This window comes from Adlercreutzia mucosicola DSM 19490, from assembly GCF_000422625.1.
GTDB classification, from domain to species: Bacteria; Actinomycetota; Coriobacteriia; order Coriobacteriales; family Eggerthellaceae; genus Adlercreutzia; species Adlercreutzia mucosicola.
The window spans coordinates 92,447-111,995 of the sequence record NZ_AUGK01000008.1 but is presented as its reverse complement, the minus strand read 5'-3'; the positions used below and the strand labels follow the sequence as shown (position 1 = coordinate 111,995).

Sequence of the window (19,549 nt, the reverse complement as noted above, 5' to 3'; positions counted from 1 at the left end):
AAAGGCGGGAACTCAGGCGCGCGAAGGCTGCGGCACGGGGACTCGGCGAAGCATAAACGAAGGATTGAATCTGGGGATCAACCATGGACAAACGGACGACTGATCATACGCTGGCCATCGAGGAAAATCGCTCATGGGGGGGGGTGTCCGCGCCTGTAGAGCTTGGCACCTCTCCGGCCGAGGCGACGGCCGTGCCGCCTTCGTTTCGCACGAAGCGCTGGGTGCGGGTAGTGTCCGCCGTTATGGCGGTGCTGCTGGCCGTCACCATGTTCGACACCACCAGCCTCAGTCCGCTGATCACCGATGCCCAGGCGGCTCCCGCGTCCCCCAGCGCGGCGCTGCCCTTGGGCGAGCGTGCTCTGTACGGCGAGAGCGACAACTCGCCTGAGCCTGCCGGCGACGATGCCGATGCCGCAGATTCGAGCGATGCCCCCAAGGCCGACGAAGCTGCCGAAGTCGATGAGACGGATGGGGCCGATGAGGCGGCCCCATCGGCATGGGATGCCGCTCGCAAGCAGCTGGCCGCCAGCGACCTTGCGGACCTGGCGCCTGAGGGGCTGACCGCGGCCGATGAGGTGCTGCCCAGTGCGGCCGGGGATTTCTCCGATCCCGACGACATCGCCTCCCGCATCAGCCCGGCTCTGGTGGCATGGGGCGCGCCTTTGAACAGCACAGTGGGCTATCAGTTGCAAGATCGAAAGCTGCGCGTGCGCTATGATCTGGGTAACTTGGGTCTGACTTTGGCCGGCGGCCACATCGGCGGCTCCGATGCGAACGATCCCGTGGTGCTGACCTTGGAGCTGCCCTATCTGTATCAGGCGGGCGAGGCCGTGGGCGCTACGCTGTCGGAAGAGGAGTGGCGCGCCCAGACGGCCCTGGCCCGATTGGAGGCCAGCGACCCGGATACCGCCGATGATGCCACCGCCTTGATCGAGCGCGCGCTGGCGAGCCTCCCCGATGACGAGGCCCAGCTGAAGGCTCCCCGCGTGGCGCTGTTCGCCGATGACGTGCCGGCTCAGTGGTCGGTGTGGCAAGAGCATGCCGGTGCCTACCGCAAGATTAGCCAGGAGGATCTGCAGGCGGGCGTGAGCGGACACGTGGTGCTGCGTTACGAAGGCGTCGACGGCAACCTGCAGCTGGCAGCCGATGCCCTGGCTCCGTCATTTACGCTGGGATTCGCAGGCTCGGTGCCCCAAGATGCCTCGGCGGCCGTGCGCTTCGGTTACGAGTTCCACAGCTACACCTCGCCGGCGGTGAACCCCGCCACGGGCGAGCCGGATGTGTCCACAGCTCGCGTACTGCGCAGCGCCATCGGTTCTATTACCGTGGCGAACAGCGCCGGAACCACAGGAGCCACGCTGGATGCCCGCACTGTGGGCACGCTTCAGATGCCTCAAATGGACGGCCGCGGCCGTGGTTGGAACAAGACCCTGGCGGCCTTTACGGTGCCCGCCGATTCCGAGCCGGCCTCGTCCTTCATGCTGACGGCTGCCTGGCCTGCCGACTGGCAGGGCAAAGGCGGCGTGCCGCTGTCCGAGCTGGCGGCCTACCGGCTGCCCGCCGATGGCGAAGAGGCTCCCGAGGGCTGGGTGGCCAATCAAGATGGCGAGGGCGCGGTGATCACCGACGTGGATGCCCTGGCCGATTGCGAGTTCGTCGGTGTGCCCGGCATGGGCGGCGCGGTGGTGCTGGACGTTACCGGTCTTACCAGCGAGCAGCTGGCATCTATCGATCCGGCCGATGTGGCCACGCTGGAGGCGCTGGATCTGGCGCCGCTTAGCTATACGGTGATACCCGACGGGACCATCAGCGTGCGTTGCGAGGGCGATGAGGGCGTTATCGAACCAGGCAGCACGCGCAAGCTGTATGTGGCGGTGCCCTACGACGAGGACGCGCTGGTGGTGGAGTCCGGCCCCACCGACGAGGATCCCCAAGCCCCCGTCACCTACGCCGAGGTGTGCGCCGATTTGCGCCTGCAGGTCCTGGCCGAGGAGGAAGGCGCCAGCGTGTACCACGCCAACGTGGTGAACCTGAAGAGCCGCTTCGTTCCCGTGAGCGAGAGCGCCGACGTCGTCCCGCCCGCCGGGCCCGATGATTCCGAGGGCGACGGCAAGGGCGAATCCGATGGAGACGGCGACGGGGATGACGACGGGGACGATTCCGATGGTGCCGATGAGGGGACCGAGGCCGACAATGCCGCTGGGCAGGATGCTACCGCCGACAATGCGACCGGCCTTGCTCCCGCAATGCGCCTGTTCGCCGATATGCCGCTGTACGCCACGGCGCGCTCCAACGTGTCGCCGGACACGGTGATCAACCCGCATCCGCTGCTGCTGTCGGAAAACGAGCTGGTGCCCGGCGCCGACACGTCCAAAGGCGAGCTGGCCTACCTGGTGAAGTCTACCGATCTTACCCGCATGAACCTGAACATGACCTTCGGCTTCCAGCAGGGCTGGGTGGGCAGCATGCTGCAGAAGACCTCGTTCAAGGTGACCATTCCCTACTTATATAAAGAGCAGGCCACCGGCGCCATCATGCCGGCCTACACCTATGAGGAGATCCGCCGCCAGTACATGAACAATCCCGTGAACGGACCGGTGGGCAACTACAACTCGATGCGCCTGGTGCTGGTGCCCGACTCCAACATCTTCAAGGAATGGGACATCGTCGACGACCGCAACCGTCGCATTACGGCGCAGAACTGGAATAACAGCGCCTACTATCCCGATGGTTTCACCGGCACCTTCACGCTGAGCTATCGCGGGTCTAACGGCCGCGGCGAGATGGGCCTGAACTTCAAGCGCCCCGAGTTCCAGGTGAAGTTCATCGGCGACATTCCCGAGAACACCGGCGCCTCGGTGCAGGTGGGCGGCTCGAACTATGTCTACAACGACATGTCCACCGAATATACATGCCGCAAGGACGTCGAGCCCGGCAATATGGACGACGGCGCCACCCAGGCCCGCACCATCACCTTCATCAAGACGAATCTTGAATGGAACACCACAGTGACCAACAAGTGGTCGCCGGCCATGTGGGACAAGTACAACTACATGGTGTACCGCATCGAGACGAAGAACCTGTCCGCCGACGCCGATACCATCATCGACGACTTGGGCTACACCTTCCGCATGACCGGCGAGAGCTACGGCGGGGGCGGTATGCGGCCCGAGGAGATTATGGCCTGGACCGAGGATGGCCGCCCGGTGCCCGCGGCACATCAGGAAAACCCCAGTGCTATCGACGACAAGACCGGCAAGCCCTACCGTCTGCAGGGCAAGCCCAACGAGGGCGGCGTGCTCATCTATGACGTGACGGCCCTGGACGACACCATCTGGGATCAGCTGGATTTGGATAAGTTCTCGAACATCAACGAGTTCACCTCGCTGACCGACAAAGCCGGCAACCCGCTCATGCGGCCCGTCAGCTACCAGACCGGTGGCATGGACGCGCAGATCACCTTCGTGGTCACTCGCGATGAGGGCGGCACCCTGGTACCTAAGACCGATGGCAATCCCGACGCACCCAACAACCGCGTGTTTTTGCTGGCGCTGCCCTATACCAACAACTTCACGCCCTTCACTATGAACGGCGTGAAGGTGTACCCTAATGTGTCTCTGGACACCAACTCGGTGGCCTACTTTGGCAAGAAGGCCCATTACGACGAGGACTACTCGTGGTCGAAGACACTTTCCAACAGCGACTCGTTCTCCGAGGCGAAAAACGGACTGCAGCACACCAAGACCGCCTTCGATCGTTTGTCGAACACCTATCGCGACGGCCGCTCGGATGCGCGCGACCGCTTGGGCTACCTGTCGAAGTACCGCATCCAGGATATTAAGGCCACGGGCAATATGCCGGTGTCGGGCAACGACCTCACCTTGCCCTACGGTGCCGTCATCAACGACGACATGCCCAGCAACTACGAGCTGGTGAACATCGAGTTTCGCATGAAGCGCGTGAAGCAGGTGCTGAAGCTGCCCGATGGCACCGAGCGGGAGATCCTCAACGATCTGGACGATTACCTCTTCCTGCAGGGTACCGATGAGGCGGGCAAGCCCTATACGGCCAACGGCGTGCAGTTCGAGGTGCGCTCGGCCGCCTCCTCCACGGCGCCGACCAGTTGGGTGAATTTGAGCACGGCTCCGGTGCTGGTGGGCCCCGACCCGAACGATGCCGACTACGATATCTATCGGGTGGGCGGCGTCACTTCGGCCGACGGCATTGCCAGTTTGCTTGAGGCCCAGGGCGTGAAGGCCAAGCCCCGAAACAGCACGGTAACCGGCTCTACCGGTTTCGTGTGGACGGGCAACATGCGCTTCCCGCTGGCCAAGGAACTGGCCAAGAACAGCACCCTGCCTTTGGACATCACCATCTCCGGTATTATGCGCGCTCCGGCCTCCGATGGCTCGGGCGGCCGCTTCACCAATACTATCAAGACCGACTTCGGCCGCAAGCAGTGGGTGGTGCCCATCGGCGACCAGGGCGGCTACTACTCCACTGCAAAGTACACCTCCGACGCCTCTTCGGCGAACCTGCTGCCCGAAAGCGCCGTGGCCCCGCGGGTGGATGCCTACCCCTACGATCGCCGCGATGACGGCACCATCACCTGGGGGGCCCGGGACGGCGTTGTGGACGCCCCCATGGGCCAGATTCGCTCGGGTTTCGCGTTCCATCTGTCGAACGCCTCCGCCTCGCGGGTAGAGCCGGGCGTGTTCTCCACCACCGTCATTCCCTATGTGGACAAGAAGAAGGATACGGAGAACAACCGCTACATGCTGCGCGGCTACGAGACGAAGTACATCGTGCTCTCGAAGGACCTGCTGGACCACTCCAACATCAAGAGCGTTACGGTGGACTATATCGATCCGAACCCCTCGGGCAGCCCCGCCTCGCCGGGCACCTATTATCCCGAGAACGCCAAGCAGACGTTCACGCTGGCCGACTTGCAGAGCTACGCGGTGGCCGCCCCTGCGGTTCACGGCGTGGATGTGCCGGCGGGCAGCATCCTCATTCCCCAGGACGCTCTGCGCAGCCGCCTGGGCGCGGCCTACGTGCGCTCGCTGTCCATCGACTTCGACACGTTCGATGGTGCCGTAAGTGTGCCGACGCCGAACGGCGGCTGCTTCGTAGCACTGCTGGGCCATACGACCTACACGGGCACGTACAAGGTGGAGGGCACGTTCTCCACGGCCTACGACGGCGTGAGCGCCCAGCTGTCCAGCAAGTCCCATGCGTCGCTGAACGTGAACCCGGCCAAGCCTATCGTATACGCCGCCGGCTTCACGGGCACGCCCACTACCGCGTGCACCTATGGCAGCTGGAACCAGGGGCGCGCCTCGGCCCTGGGGGCTGCCACGTCGGGCTTTGCCTTCCATTTGGGCAACAGCAGCCCCACGCCGCTGCAGCCGGGCCACTTCGTCACCAGCGCCATGCCCCTGGAGCGCTACGGTGCCACCGACGCCGATCCGGGGGTGCGTCGCGGCTTCGATACCTCGGCGGTGACCATCTCTAAGGCTCTCTTCGATGCCACCAAGCGCACCGATGCCGACCCGGCCACGGTGACCGAGATCATCGTCACGGCGCTGGATGCCGACGATCAGCCCAAAACCTACAGCTTCAAGGGTGCGGCCCTTGCGGGGCTTCTGGATGCTGACGGCAACGCGGTGCTGACGCCGGATAAGTGGGGCAAGAACTACTTCAGCACCGTTGAGGTGAAGTTCGACTACTTCAAGAACAACGTTGCCGCCGGCAACCCGGCGGGTTCTGGCGCGCTGGTGCGCATCTTTGGCACCACCACGTGGCTGGCCAGCAAGCTTTCGGTAACGGGCACGCTGGAGTCGCAGTATGGGGACCCGAGCATGGAGGTGCACTCCGTGGGCACTGACATGACGGGTGCCGCGGTGCCCGGCTCGCCCTGCCAGGCCATCCTGTTGCCCCAGAACGGCAACCCCGTGGTGAGCGCCTACGCCTTCGATCGCGGCAAGGCCGGCGTGTTCTCGGCCAAGGGCGGCACCCAGACCGCGCCTTTGCTGGTGAAGCGCTCGGGCTACTTCTTCGGTCTCAGCAACGACTCGGCGTCCCTGCTGCAGCCGGGCACCTTCGCTACGGGCAACATTCCCGTGGATCAGGTGTCGACCACCGACGGTGCGGGCAACACCGTGGTGGAGAACCGCGGCTTTCAAACCGAGAAGGTGGTGCTGGGCGCCCACCTGTTCGATGTGGCTCAAGTGACCGAGGTGCGCCTGTACGCTTTGGGCGCCACTGATCCGGTGGTGCTGGCGGCGGCCGATTTGGAGCGCTATCGCGTGAAGGCCGGATCGGCTGAAGCAGCCCAGTACGGAGCCGATGCCGTGGGCGCGGTGATCTTGCCTGTCGGCCTGTGGGGCGACGCCTATCTTCAGCGGGTGGAGGTGGACTTCGACCGCTTCGAGGCCAATGTGAGGGCCTTGGCCACGCCGGGGGCCGGCGATGCCTACGTGCTGTTGTACGGCGCCCCTTCCCAGTTAAACAACGTGACGGTGGAAGGCAAGCTGTTCACGCGCCATGAAGGCGACCAGGGCGCGACTAATTCCCGCGACAAGGAGGGGAGGGGGAGCGCCACTCTTTCGGCCAGCACCATCGAGCCCGCCATTGCCGTGACGGCCGGCTGGTCGAAGGACGGCACGGTGTACAACTCGGGCGTGAAGGAGACGGGCGCGCCGGTGGGCGGATCCTATCCCTACCAGTCGGCTACCCCCACGCCGTACCGCTGGGGCGAGAACCCCGACCGCGAGCGGGCATGGTTCTGCTACACCCTGACCAACACTGCCGAGAGCTCGGCTTCGAACGTGTATTACGACTTGTCGGTGAACGAGCAGGCCGCATCCAACGTGGCCCAGAGCCCCTACCGCGATGTGGATGGCTTCATGGGCACGGAGTTGGTTATCGAGGGCTTCACCCAGTCGGCGCCCGATGACCCGATCGCGCCCAATGCCTGGCATCACACCTCGGGCGACTTCGACGGCATCGACATTATCGAAGCCGACGGGGTGACCAAGCACGTATTCACCATGGATGACTTGGCGGGCTATATCGATGCCGGCGGCGTGCTGCGCCTGCCGCTGCACGGTACCGACCCCGCCGGCAACGCTGTGGCCTCCGCCAAGACGGTGCGTTTGCGCTACGCCCTGTTCAACGGCTATGTGACGGGCGATCGGATGCTGACCGCCTATGTTTACGGCATGATGGAGACCCATGGGAACGGCTTGAACAATTACTCGGGCTGGTGGTCTTACGATAAGTGGGGCAACAAGACGACGTGGCATCCCGACGACACCATGTACCAGTACCGCTTTACTTCGGGCATGGGCAAGTTCGGGCCCCTGGACAATCGCTACAACAAGCCCGATGGCACCAACACCATTACGCGGAACTACACGGTGCGCAACTACATCGGCTGGTTCGACTGGTCCACGAGGGGTAATGCCTATAAGCCGGCGGCCGAGCGTCCGGTAACGCCCGCTGATAACAGGGGCGCGCTCGATGCCAACGGGGTTCCCACAGGCACCACGGTCACGGTGGCCCACTATGCCGATGGTGTGGGGTATGAATTCGTGGCGAAAAATGCCACCGATTCCCGTTCCGATACGAATCGCATCACCTACGACCTCACTCAGGTGAGCAACAAGCTGGATGCCACTGCTCCGGTTCCGGGCAACTACGGCTTCAAGACGCGCACCTTCACCCTGGGCGCCGATCTGCTGGAGCTGGGCTTGCAGCGTCATGGCACGGCCGCTGGCACCAGTGCCCTGAAGGAGATTCAGTTCTACTTTCAGAGCCCGGTCACGGGTGCGCTGGAAACACCGGTCCTCATCACCTTGGCCGACCTGCAGGCCAACCTGCGCGACTACCAGGCTGCCGATGGCGACCCGTTCATCTTTGACATGACCACGGGCGTGTTTGCCGCCGAGAAGGACAAGTACCTGCGCAAGGTGGTGGTGGAATACGACACCATCGACCCGGCCTACGAGGGCAAGACGTTGGAGGCCCAGTTCCGCGGCAAGTCGGACTGGTGGAACAACTACAACAACACCGTGCTGCTGAGCGCCATCATGACGGCTGCCCAGACCGGCGCCATTCCCGCCTCGCCCGGCAATACGGGCCGTTACGGCCAGGATGTCAGCTCGCGCACGGCTTCGCTGAGCACCCCACGTCCGTATCTGGACATCCGCGTGCACGAGAAGTACGTCGATATGCCAACGGGCGCCTATGGAAAAGATGGCAATTCCGACGACTCGGCCGAAACCATGGCGGTGCCCTACGACCGCGACTTCACGGTGTGGGCTCAGCTGTGGAACACCGATGCGGTGTCCTACATCGATGGAGCCGACGTGTCGTTGAATATAGGGCTCGGCTATGAGACGGGCATCGTACAGGGACCCGACAGCGTGACGCCTACGGGTTCGGCGTGGACGGGCTTCCACACTACGAAAATCACCATTGCCGCCGCTTACCTGAGTCAGTGGGAGAACGTGGGCCGGTTGCAGCTGTACGGCGCCTGCGATGCCGATACGGCCACGAGCTTGAAGGCCACGCTGTGGCCCGTGTACCTGAACGACGAGCTGGTGGGCTTCAAGAAGTCCGACAAGGCCATCGACCGTTTGACGGCGCCCTTGCCGCCTCAGGTGGAAGAGAAGGACGAGGACGGCAATCCGGTGCTGGATGCCGACGGCAACCCGGTGATGATCCAGCCGCCGGCTACCCACCCCACCGCCTCGGGCCCCGACTTCTTCCCCGTAGCCGATGACGGCAACTTCGTGCTGACCGAGGAAAACCTCATCTACCTGGGCATCGACAATCTGAAAAACCTGACGCTGTACGATTGGCGCGACATGAAGTACAACGGGGTGGCCTCCGGCGCCCAAACCGTGGGCTTCGAGGGCTACAGCGATCGCGCCCTGGGCACCCACTACACCGTGCTGGACGGTACCACCACGGTGTATCTGAACAACATCCGCGAGCACGCTCTGAAGGACGACGGCTACTATTATCGCACCACGCGCCACGACAACGCCGAGGTGCTGATGTCGAAGATGTACTTCGATGCCAACACCCGGGTGGGCTATAACAACAACGGCGACAAGATCAACCGTTTCGAGCAGTGGGCCTACACCACCGATGCCAACCACAACTACTACAACTCCTATTGGGGCTGGGGCGGCACCGAGCGCGACAACCACCTGGAAATCGGCTACAAGGCCCTGGGCTCCTACACGCTCGATTTGCGCCAGAAGCGCAACAGCGGCAATGCCGACGGCCGCGGTGCCATCGACGTGGAATCCGACTGCCACTACGAGCAGCAGTGGGCCCAGTACTACAACGATCCGGCTGACGATTTGTACACGAATCGCTACCACACCATCGACGGCCGCACCTACAACTCCGCTGCCGAGGTGGAGTTCATCCAGAACCTGGACCACAACGCCTTCGACGCCTACTACGTGCGCGTGCGCGCCCAGGCACTGCCCTACATGCGCTCCATTACGGTGAAGTACGGCGATGGCTCTAGCTTCACGGTGGACAAGGCCGCCCTGGATGCGGCGGGCCTGAACTCGGTGGCCATGGGCACCGACAACAGGAAGTACCTGCGCCTGAACCTGCTGGCGAAGGACGGTTCCGGTAAGCACGTGGCCGACTTCTCGGCCGACGAGAAGAACTTCTACAAACACCCCTTCACCGCCTACGAGAACGGGGGAGACCCGGCGTTGGCCGACCGCGTGACGCAGATCGTGTACCGCGTGGCCATCAACCAGCCCCAGTACACCGACGACACGAAGCGCTACGCCAACCAGCCCGACTTCGGCACCTGGTTCCTGTACAACACGCTGAACAATGATGCCTTCGAAGTGACGGGCCGCTTCTACCAGGTGAAATCGGAGGTGTACTCCACCACTGAGGTACGCATGACCTTGGGTGGCGACACGGGCAATGGCGCCGAGCGCACGGGGCATAAGGCCGTGGTGCGCTACGACGACGGCCTGCGCAACGCCGGCAACGCTTTCCGCTCGGTGTTCTCGTACCAGGATTACGTGCAGACGGGCTACAACGGCCACGCCCACCAGCCCAACAAAATGCGTCATTTGCGCACGTCGGCCCGGGCCAACGTCATCGAGACGGGCGCCTACACCCGCAAGGGCCATCTGAACAGCTGGGAGAACGGTCGCGATGGCATCGCTGGCTTCAACGGCTCCACCGAGATCAAGTTCGCGAGCGACCAGCACTACTCGGTCTCGCTGCAGCGCCGCTATGGCAGCTGGGATTGGAACAACTGGAACGGCAAGGTGAGCTTCTCGGACGAGATCGTGCTGCGCGACGACATGCCGGTATGCCAGCCCGACCCCGATCTGGAATACTACGGCTTTTTGTCCACGGGCCTGTGCCTGGTGAACAAGGGCGGCGATGATGTGCTCAGTCGCGTGTCCTATATCAAGTTCCGCCTGCGCAAATATGCCGCTGACGGCAGCACCACCGAGCGCTATGCCGTTATCAAGCGCGATGCCATGAGCCTGGTATCGGGCAAGAGCGCCTACGTGTACTTCGAGCGCCCGAACGAGGACAAGGCCATCCAGATCCAGAATGCTCTCACTGCGGGCGACCCGGTGGCCACGCTTTCGCTGGATGAGAACGAGTTCGTGGTCAGCTACGACATCGTGATGCGCAACTTCGGCGGCGAGGGCGACTATGCCCAGGAGGTGGGGCGCCACCACGGAGCTGAGTACAACAAGAATTTCGGCGACATCGACGTGCAGGTGTACGGCCGCCCCTACACCTTCCTGAACCAGAAGGCCACCACGCTGGACGACTCTACGAACTACTCCCGCGTGTTCTCCCGCCGTTACAAGAGCGAGGTGGCCGAGGGTACGGGACAGGGCTTCGGCAATCCCGACAGCCTCACGCCCGATCCGAACGGCTCGTGGTTCGGCACGCTGAACCCCAACGACAGCTACAACAGTCAGTACGTGGATACCGACTCGGCTTACCTGATGGGCTACCTCATCCCCTTCGGCTACCACTTCAGCCTCCAGCGCGAGCACGACAATTCCAGTGTGGGCAACATGCCCTATTTCGCGGCGGGGGACAACCTCACGCCGGCATTCGGCTCGTTCGAGGCCCGTTTCCAGAACTACGCCGACGGCACGCCCACCAACCAGGAGAACCGTCTGCGCGCCTCGCACATCAATCATGCCACGCTGACGGCCACCACCAACGCGAACTTCCGCATGCAGAAGGTGTACATCCCCTCCGAGCTTCTGCCCGACACTCCCGAATGGACCAAGAAGGCCCAGGTGGACGCCGAGGGCAATCCTGTTTTGGGCGCGGGGAACAAACCGGTTCTGACATCCGAGGACAACACCGACTGGCTGCGGGTAAAGTCGTTCACCTTCTCCTATGGATCGGTGCAGATCAAACTGCAGTACGACGCCGACAAGAAGGCGTGGCTCATTCAGAACGGCCTGCACCCGGGCACCTACCTCACGTGGCAGCAGCTGAAGGACCGCGGCATCGTGTCGAAGGATCGTCTGACCGACGGCACCTATGCCGGCTGCTACTCCATCGACATCGAGGCCTACCTGCGCGAGCAGTTCCGCCTGTACGCCGCCACCAATGGCGCCGAGGGCATTCGTCCCTCCACCTACACCGCCGTGTCGGCCACCAATCTGATGCCCGGCTTTGCCGCCGACATCGCCACGGTGAACCGCACTTATGTGAACACCCGCATCTCCACGCTGTCCATCGAGTACGATTCGCCCAACGCGAACCGTCGCCGTCAGGACACCATGCTGGATTCCAACCAGTTCCTGTCGGGCGATCCCACCGGCACGCGCGGCAACGCCTACAACTACGCCTTCGCCTACGACGGCGTGTACGCCGACCGCACCCTCGACGATTTCGTGTCGGCGACGGCCACGACGGCCACCGATCTGGTCGCCGGCAATTGGAACGAGTACGCCACGCCTACGGGCAACAAGACGGGCATGGCCTATTCGCCCTACACCTGGAATGAGAATTTGGCCATTACCGACGTGCAGTCGAAGGATCCGAACCGCGCACCGCTGAACAGCAGCGCCTACGTGAGCGGCCTGCGCCACGACCCCACGGCGGGCAACACCCTGCGCCACCGCCTGGCCCAGATGGAAACCTCCATGGTGCGCGGCAAGGCCGTCACTGTGAACGGCAACGCCGCCACGGTGTTCGGCTACGATAATTCCGATACCGACATCGGCGCGCCGGTGTCCTACAGCACCGATTCCACGGCCAAGGACTGGGGCATTCCCGACGGCGCCCTGTATCCGGGTGACTACGTGGAGTACACCCTGCGCGTGGGCAACAAATCCGCTGTGGCCGGATCCGACAACGACGTGGCCCTAGAGCACGTAGATGCCATGTTCCGTGTGCAGAAGGGGCAGCGCATCGTCGGCTGGGAGGTATCGAAGAAGAAGGGCGGCGACGGCAACTGGGTGGCCGACAACACCACCGATCACCCGGTGGCGGCCATGATCGGCAACCTGGATCGCAGCCAGCTGCGCGAGGCGCCCCAGCAGACCGACCTGTCCTTTGTGCCCGACGGCAACGGCGGCACCGTGGAGGCCTACGACGAGAATCGCGTGCTGCTGTTCCGCGTGGGCGATAACAAGTGGACCGATGAGGGCGAGCTGACGCCCGCGGAGGGCCGCACCTTCGATCCCGGCGAGTACGTGACCATCCGCGTGATCACCCAGATGACCGGTGAGCTGGAAACCGAGGACTACCTGACGAGCGAGAACACCGCCGCCAACGGCACGGCCGATACGATGCCCCATCGCGGCTCGACGGTGCTGGCCGATTGGTTCGCTGTGTCGGCGCCCATGCACGGCTACCTGCAGTACACGGTGCCCGGCGGCGGCGATGCCGACCACAACGTATGGGCCTACTCAAACGACATGGGCGGTCGCTGGGTGAACGGCTACACCACGGCCCACGAGCGTACGGTGTACACGATCCGCCCGGCCGACCCCGTCGACCAGTTCATGATCAACCGCAACCAGTTCGGCAGCCGTGTGTACAGCTATACGCGCTTCTACAATCACTTGGACGACTACACGCGGGTCAATAGCGATCGCTACGAGGACCCGCAGCGCAACAACAGTCGTTATGACGACCCGCAGCTGTCCTTCAACTTCACGGGGCTCGACCCCTCCACGTTGCTGATGGGCCGTCCCCGCTCCGATGGCGACACGGCCCAGCTGACGGTGCACAACCTGAATAATCCTACCTACCACACCGCCGATATGACGGTGACGGTGCGCCTGACTGACGAGAGAGGTCGCCAGGGCTTCGAACTGACCGACACGCCGAAGCTGGCTACGGGCACCCATGACAATTACGACATCCAGCGCGATGCCGACGGCAAGCGCGTGAACCTGCGCTATCCGGCCGACATGCCGCCTTCCACCGACAACCTGACGAACCACGATGCCACCTTGTCGGATGTGGTGGCCTCGGTGGGCAATGGCGCCGGCTCCATCGGGGGCGGCGGCGACCTGGAAGACGGCAAGGACGATGTGGAGAAGCCCCGCTACACCATTACCTACGTCATCGACGAGGGCGGCTACTTCACCGTGGGCGACGACCGCGTTTCCGAAATGACCAACGCCGAGATGGACGCCACTGCCACCGACAAGGTAACCGGGGCCACGGCTTGGGTGCTGCCCGGCTGGGCCTTCGACGGCTGGTACGTGCGCGAGACGGCCGATGACGGCACCGTGACCGAGCGGAAGCTGGAGAACATCCCCAACGCCTTGAGCGATCAGGACACGGTGGCCAATCTGAACACCGTGGCCGCCGACGACGGCGGTAGCGATGCCAGCGGGTCGGACACCCTGTACGCCGACACCACCTTCGTGGCCAAGTTCAAGCCGAGCACCACCCAGGTGTACGGCATCACCTATCAGGCCGAGGCCAACGGCAAGGTGTCCAACGAGTCGGACGGCGGCATCCAGGTGCTGGGCACTGCCGGCATCACCGGCTCTGAAGCGCTGCCCAACGAGGGCTTCATCTTCGACGGCTGGTACGTGCGCACCATGGACGACGAGGGCAAGGACGTGGACACCCTGGTGGACGACGAGCACCCCGTGCTGACGCCCGAGGCGGCTGCTCCCTATGTGGTGAAGAATGCCGACGGCCTGTACACGAACACCACCTTTGTGGCGAAGTTCAAGGACAAGAGCCAGCGCGCCTTCCGCATCACCTATACGGCGGCCGACAACGGCCAGGTGCGCACGTTCCGCGCCGCGCCGGGCGCCGGTGACGATTCTACTGGCGGTATCGAGATTATCGAGGGGCCGGCGCAGACGCTGACCACGCCGAAGATGCTGTGCTCCACCGCCGACGGCCTCATCGGCGGCGAGGCCGTGGCCGATGAGGGCTACAGCTTTGTGGGCTGGTTTTTGCGCGAGGAAGGGCCCTTGGGCACGCCGGTGGACACCGCGGTGGGCGGCACGGCCCAGTTGGATGCCACGACCCTGGCCCAGGTTCTGCCCGTCGACGAGGACGGCCTGTACGTGGATGCCACTTTCGTGGCGAAGTTCAAGGCCGATACCGACGTCACCTATAGCGTGACCTATACGGCTGGCGCGGGCGGTGCGGTGGATGTGGCCAAGAACGCCGACCTGATGGCCCTGAGCGTTAAGGGCGTGACCGGTGCTACGGCCACGGCCCAGCCCGGTTACGTGTTCGACGGCTGGTACGTGCGCGAGACGGCCGAGGACGGCACGGTGACCGAGCGCAAGCTGGCCGGCGCCGGTGCCACCCTGACCGCCGATGTGGCCGCGGCGAACCTGGCGGTGACGACGCTGTCCGATGGGGACGATGCCGGCGAGGCCGGCGATGCCGGCGATGCCGGGGGAGAGGGCGACGGCGCTTCCCGCGCCGGGATCCAGGCCTATGCCGACACCACCTTCGTGGCGAAGTTCGTGCCCGCAGCCGACAACACCTACACTATTACCTACGAGGCCGACGACCACGGCTCGGTGGACATTCCCTCGAACACCTTGCAGGCCCTGTCGTCGGCTGGCGCCACCGGATCGCTGGCCACCCCCGATACCGGCTATGCCTTCGCCGGGTGGTTCAAGCGCGAGACTATCGTCACCCAAGTGCCCGCTACCGATGACGAGGGCAACGAGCTGCACGACGACGAGGGCAACGTGGTGATGAGGGACGAGATCACCTTCAAGGACACCCCGGTTGAGGGTGCCAAGGCCCAGCTGAGCCCCGACAAGCTGACGCCGCTTTTGAACACCGACGAACAGGGCCTGTACGCCAACACCACCTTCGTGGCGAAGTTCAAGGCCGATCCGCAGGTGACCTACACCGTTACCTACGAGGCCGACGGCGGTCGGGTGGACAACGAGAAGAACCAGGATATCCAGGCGCTGGGCACCGAGGGACTCACCGGCGCCACCGCCACCACCACGCTGTCGGCTACCGACACCGAGGTGCCGCGGTTCGTGGGCTGGTTCAAGCGCACCTACACCACCAAACAGGTGCCCGTGTGGGACACCGAGCAGAAAGTGATGACCCACGAGGTGCAAAAACCCGTGCTGGACGCCGACGGGCATCAGGCCTACGACGAGGACGGCAACCCCATCACCGAGACGGTGACCGAGGAGATGCGCGACGAGAATGGTGATCTGATGTACGAGGAGGTGCCGAAGACCGATGCGGCCGGCAACCCCGTGCAGAAGCGCGACGAGGACGGCAACCTGCTGTTCACTGAGGAGCGGGAGGCCCACGACACCGCTATCACCTTCACGGAGGAAGAGCGCGAGACCGAGGGCTTCGATGCCGAGGTGCTGACACCCGAGCTGGCGGCTCCGCGCCTGAACAAGGACGCCAGCGGCCTGTACGCCGACACGATCTTCGTAGCCAAGTACGAGATGGGCGAGCCCGGCGGCAGCACGGAAGAGCCCGAGGTGCCCGACGGGGGCGGCGACACCGAGATGCCCGATGTGCCGGAAACGCCCGAGAAGCCCACTATCACCAACGGCACCGTGCACGAGTCGGTGGACACCGAGACCGACGCCGATCGCGGCACGCGCCCCAAGATCTTTATCGAGTACTACGACGAGCTGGCCGCCGACTGGATCACTATCGACGAGCTGGATGCCCTGACCAAGGCGGCCGAGACCGACGAGAGCGATCCGCGTCATGTGAAGGTGTCCGAGGAAGGCTACTTTGCGAACTCGAACAAGTTCCGCTTCATCACGGCCGTGCGCTGGACCTACTACGATGTGCCGGTCACTCGTGACAATACACCCAATGCGGTGGGGGCAAGCACGCCCTACGCCCTGGACGACGTGGCCCTGGTGGGCGTGGCGCGCTACCAGAGCAATCGCGTCAACGGCGAGCTGACCGAATGGTGGGAAGCTGCCCATCATTACGTGGACGTGGGCTACACCCATCGCCATACGGAGAAGACCCAGCTCGACTTCTACAAGGAGGGTGCCTCGGGTGCCGACGGCGTGCTGCTCACGCCGGCCCGCAGCCACTATGCCGACGTGGAGAACAACTCGGTGCTGAAGACCAAGGCCGACTCCTATACCGAGGAGAGCTTCACGGTGTTCCGTCGCACGCCCGTCATTCGCTTCCAGAATCAGGTGTTCCAGACCGAGGCCCAGGTGACCGGCACGGCCGCTACCGCCTGGAACGCCGCCCAGAAGACCGGCTACATTCCCGGCGAGCAGTTCTGGTACAAAGACGTGCTGTGGAACACGCGTCGTGGCACGAATACCGGCATGGACGTAGAGGGCGAGCTGTACAATCCGGTGTTCTATGAGCGCATTCCGCTTGATTACCTGAAGACGGCCGACGGCAAGGAGATCACAGCTGACTATCTGGCCCAGCGCCTGCAGAAGAACATCCGCTGGAAGAACGTGTTCGGCGAGGACGTGCTGGATGCGCGCACCAACGGCATGAAGGTGAAGGTGACCCGGGTGTCCGAGGCCGACGCTCCCGAGCTGGACTCCGATATCGGCGGTGCTATGGACTACAACATGACGCCGAAGGGCTACACCGCCAACCGCGGGGCCTCGGGCAAGCCCTTCAACGATATGAACCCCGTCTCGGCGGCCAGAGAGACGCGCTTTGCCCTGTTCCGCATCGAGTGGGTGGTGGATCCCAACTACGACGGCGAGCGCCCCGGCTCCATCGTGCCCGATTGGCGCGCCGAGGTGTCGCCGGTCGATTTGGCCAACCACGGCACCGTGTGCGTGGAGGTGGGCGATACCATCGAGCTGTGGTTCGACGTGACCGCGGCCGTGGACGGCCTGCCCCAGGTGTACGGCGACACGTCGAAGGCGTGGTCGGGCACGAAGGGCTCCGAGCCGGTGTACTTCCCGCGTGTGGGCGAGTACTGGCACACCTATGCCGATGAGTACACGGGCTGGAACAACCACACCGGCCGCATCTACGTGAACCCGCTGTCGGGCGGCGGCTATACCGCCTCGCGCCCCGGTATCGGCGCGGCCTATGTGAACAACGGCTCGGTGCTGATGGATATGGACTCTCTGATGCACGAGTCGGGCTTCACGGCCGCGCGCGTGAAGAATTCCGACCGGTGGGAGATGTTCGACGGCTCGCTCACCTTCATTCCCGGCGAGACGACGAACCAGAATGCCGGCGAGAACGGCTGGTACACCCGGCCCAACAGCCTGTACGGCGCCGATGGCCATCGCGGCACCTACCTGGACAGCGATGTGCGCACCTCGAACTACGTGCAGTGGACGCGTTACACGCCCCTGCGTCCCAGCGGCGCGGCGGAGCTTATCGCCAACGATCTGCCCCGGTACGTGAAGCTGATCAACAGCTACAGCTCGGGCTGGAACTCGGATTGCGATGACAGCGCTTATGATCGCGACTACAACGAGCTGGTCACCTGGCCGCGCACCCGCGGTGTGCTGCGCACCTATACCGACGAGGACGGGGCGGCAACCGCCCTGCCCACCAAATGGGGCTCGGCTACGCCCATCGTGTGGTCGCAGACCCGCGTGCACCTGCAGAAGGCGTGGCTGGCCACTGCCTCCGAGATGATCCCCATCGCCGACAGCAGCGTGGCCGCCGGCAGCAACCCCGATGGAACGCCGGCCTACGAGTCTCAGCGCCAGTACCTGTCGGGTCGCGATGCCCACGAGTGGTGGTACGAGTACTGGGCCAACCGCGGCACCGTGCGCGACCACCGTGGCGTGCTGTGGGGCCAATACGATGTCTCCCTGCAGTACAACCAGGACTATACCGCCCGCCTGCAGGCGCTGAACTACGGCGACCGCAATCTGGACGGCATCGAGTTCACCTACATCTTCCCGCGCGGCGCCGAGCCGAAGCTGGATGCCGACGGCAATCCCATCGTGAGCGCCCAGGTGCTCAGCGGCGTGAACGGCCCCACCGGCTACAGCAACTCGCCTTACACGAGCGAGAACTACGCCACCGTTTCCGCCGATGAGGTGAAGGTGGAAGTGGTGCAGACGCCTTGGGGCGACTATGCCGGCTACGATGCCCCGGCCGCCTCGCAGAACCCGGCCGACTACCGCAACGGCCTGGCCCTGAAGAGCGCGAGCTCGCCCGACGTGTCGGGCGACCCGGCCGTCTCGTCCTACGAGGCCGTGGCCTCCGCCGATGCGGGCCCGCGGGGCACGTCTTACGTGGAAAGCTCGCAGCCCTGGGTATTGAAGATCACCGTGACCCAGCCTTTGGGCAAGTGGTTCGGCCGCGATATCGACAACCAGGCCGCCAACACCGCCGACCGCGACAGCTACGGCGGCAATGCGGGCTACAAGATCAACGTGAACATCGCCTCTCACATCTTCAGCACGAACAACGCGGGCTACTGGTACGATCGCGTGCTCACCCGCCCGGTGGATACCCGCGAGATCGCGGGGACGGACACGGCATCCGGTGAGCTGCCCTCGAAGTCGAGCGCCTATTACCAGCTGTTCGACATCGATCACTTCGAGGGGCGTGCCGCCTGGGAGGCCGATACGAACAAGGGCGACGGCGACCTGAACAATTGCCAGCCCTTCGGCATGGACTACGTGTGGAGCGCCCGTTCCTGGTACGCCAACAGCTCGGCCAACATGGATGCCGCCTACGACCGCGCCTACGGCTCGCCCAACATGCCCGCCGTGAACGGCCGCACGGTGCAGAACAACACCGTGTCGCTTGAGGAGGTGGCCGCCGGCACGCGCGTGATGGACACGACGGGCGTGCAGTGGGGCAAGGCCTACAAGACGTCGGGTGCGGAGGGCACCCCGGCCTACTATGCCCAGACGGGCACGCGCGCTCGCGTGCGCAAGCCCGTGGTGCGCACGTGGTCGACCATCGGCACCAATGGCGTGACGGGTCCGTCCACCGACTACTACATGGAAAGCGAGGCCGATTCCCGTCAGCTGAACGTGCATGTGGAGAACCGCTACTGGTGGAACCGCCTGGCCTACAACCAGCAGGCCGATCACCCCGAGGGCGACTACTACAATTA

1 protein-coding gene (only partly in view) is annotated in these 19,549 nt (G+C 64.2%); it reads left to right on the top strand.

What is annotated here, in order from left to right:
• The first annotated feature begins 143 nt into the window (after positions 1-143).
• Positions 144-19,549: the 5' portion of an InlB B-repeat-containing protein gene (locus G503_RS14015; RefSeq protein ID WP_035022043.1), read on the top strand. 15,520 nt of this gene lie beyond the right edge of the window; the window shows 19,406 of its 34,926 coding nt (coding positions 1-19,406); it begins with the start codon at positions 144-146; the stop codon falls past the right edge of the window.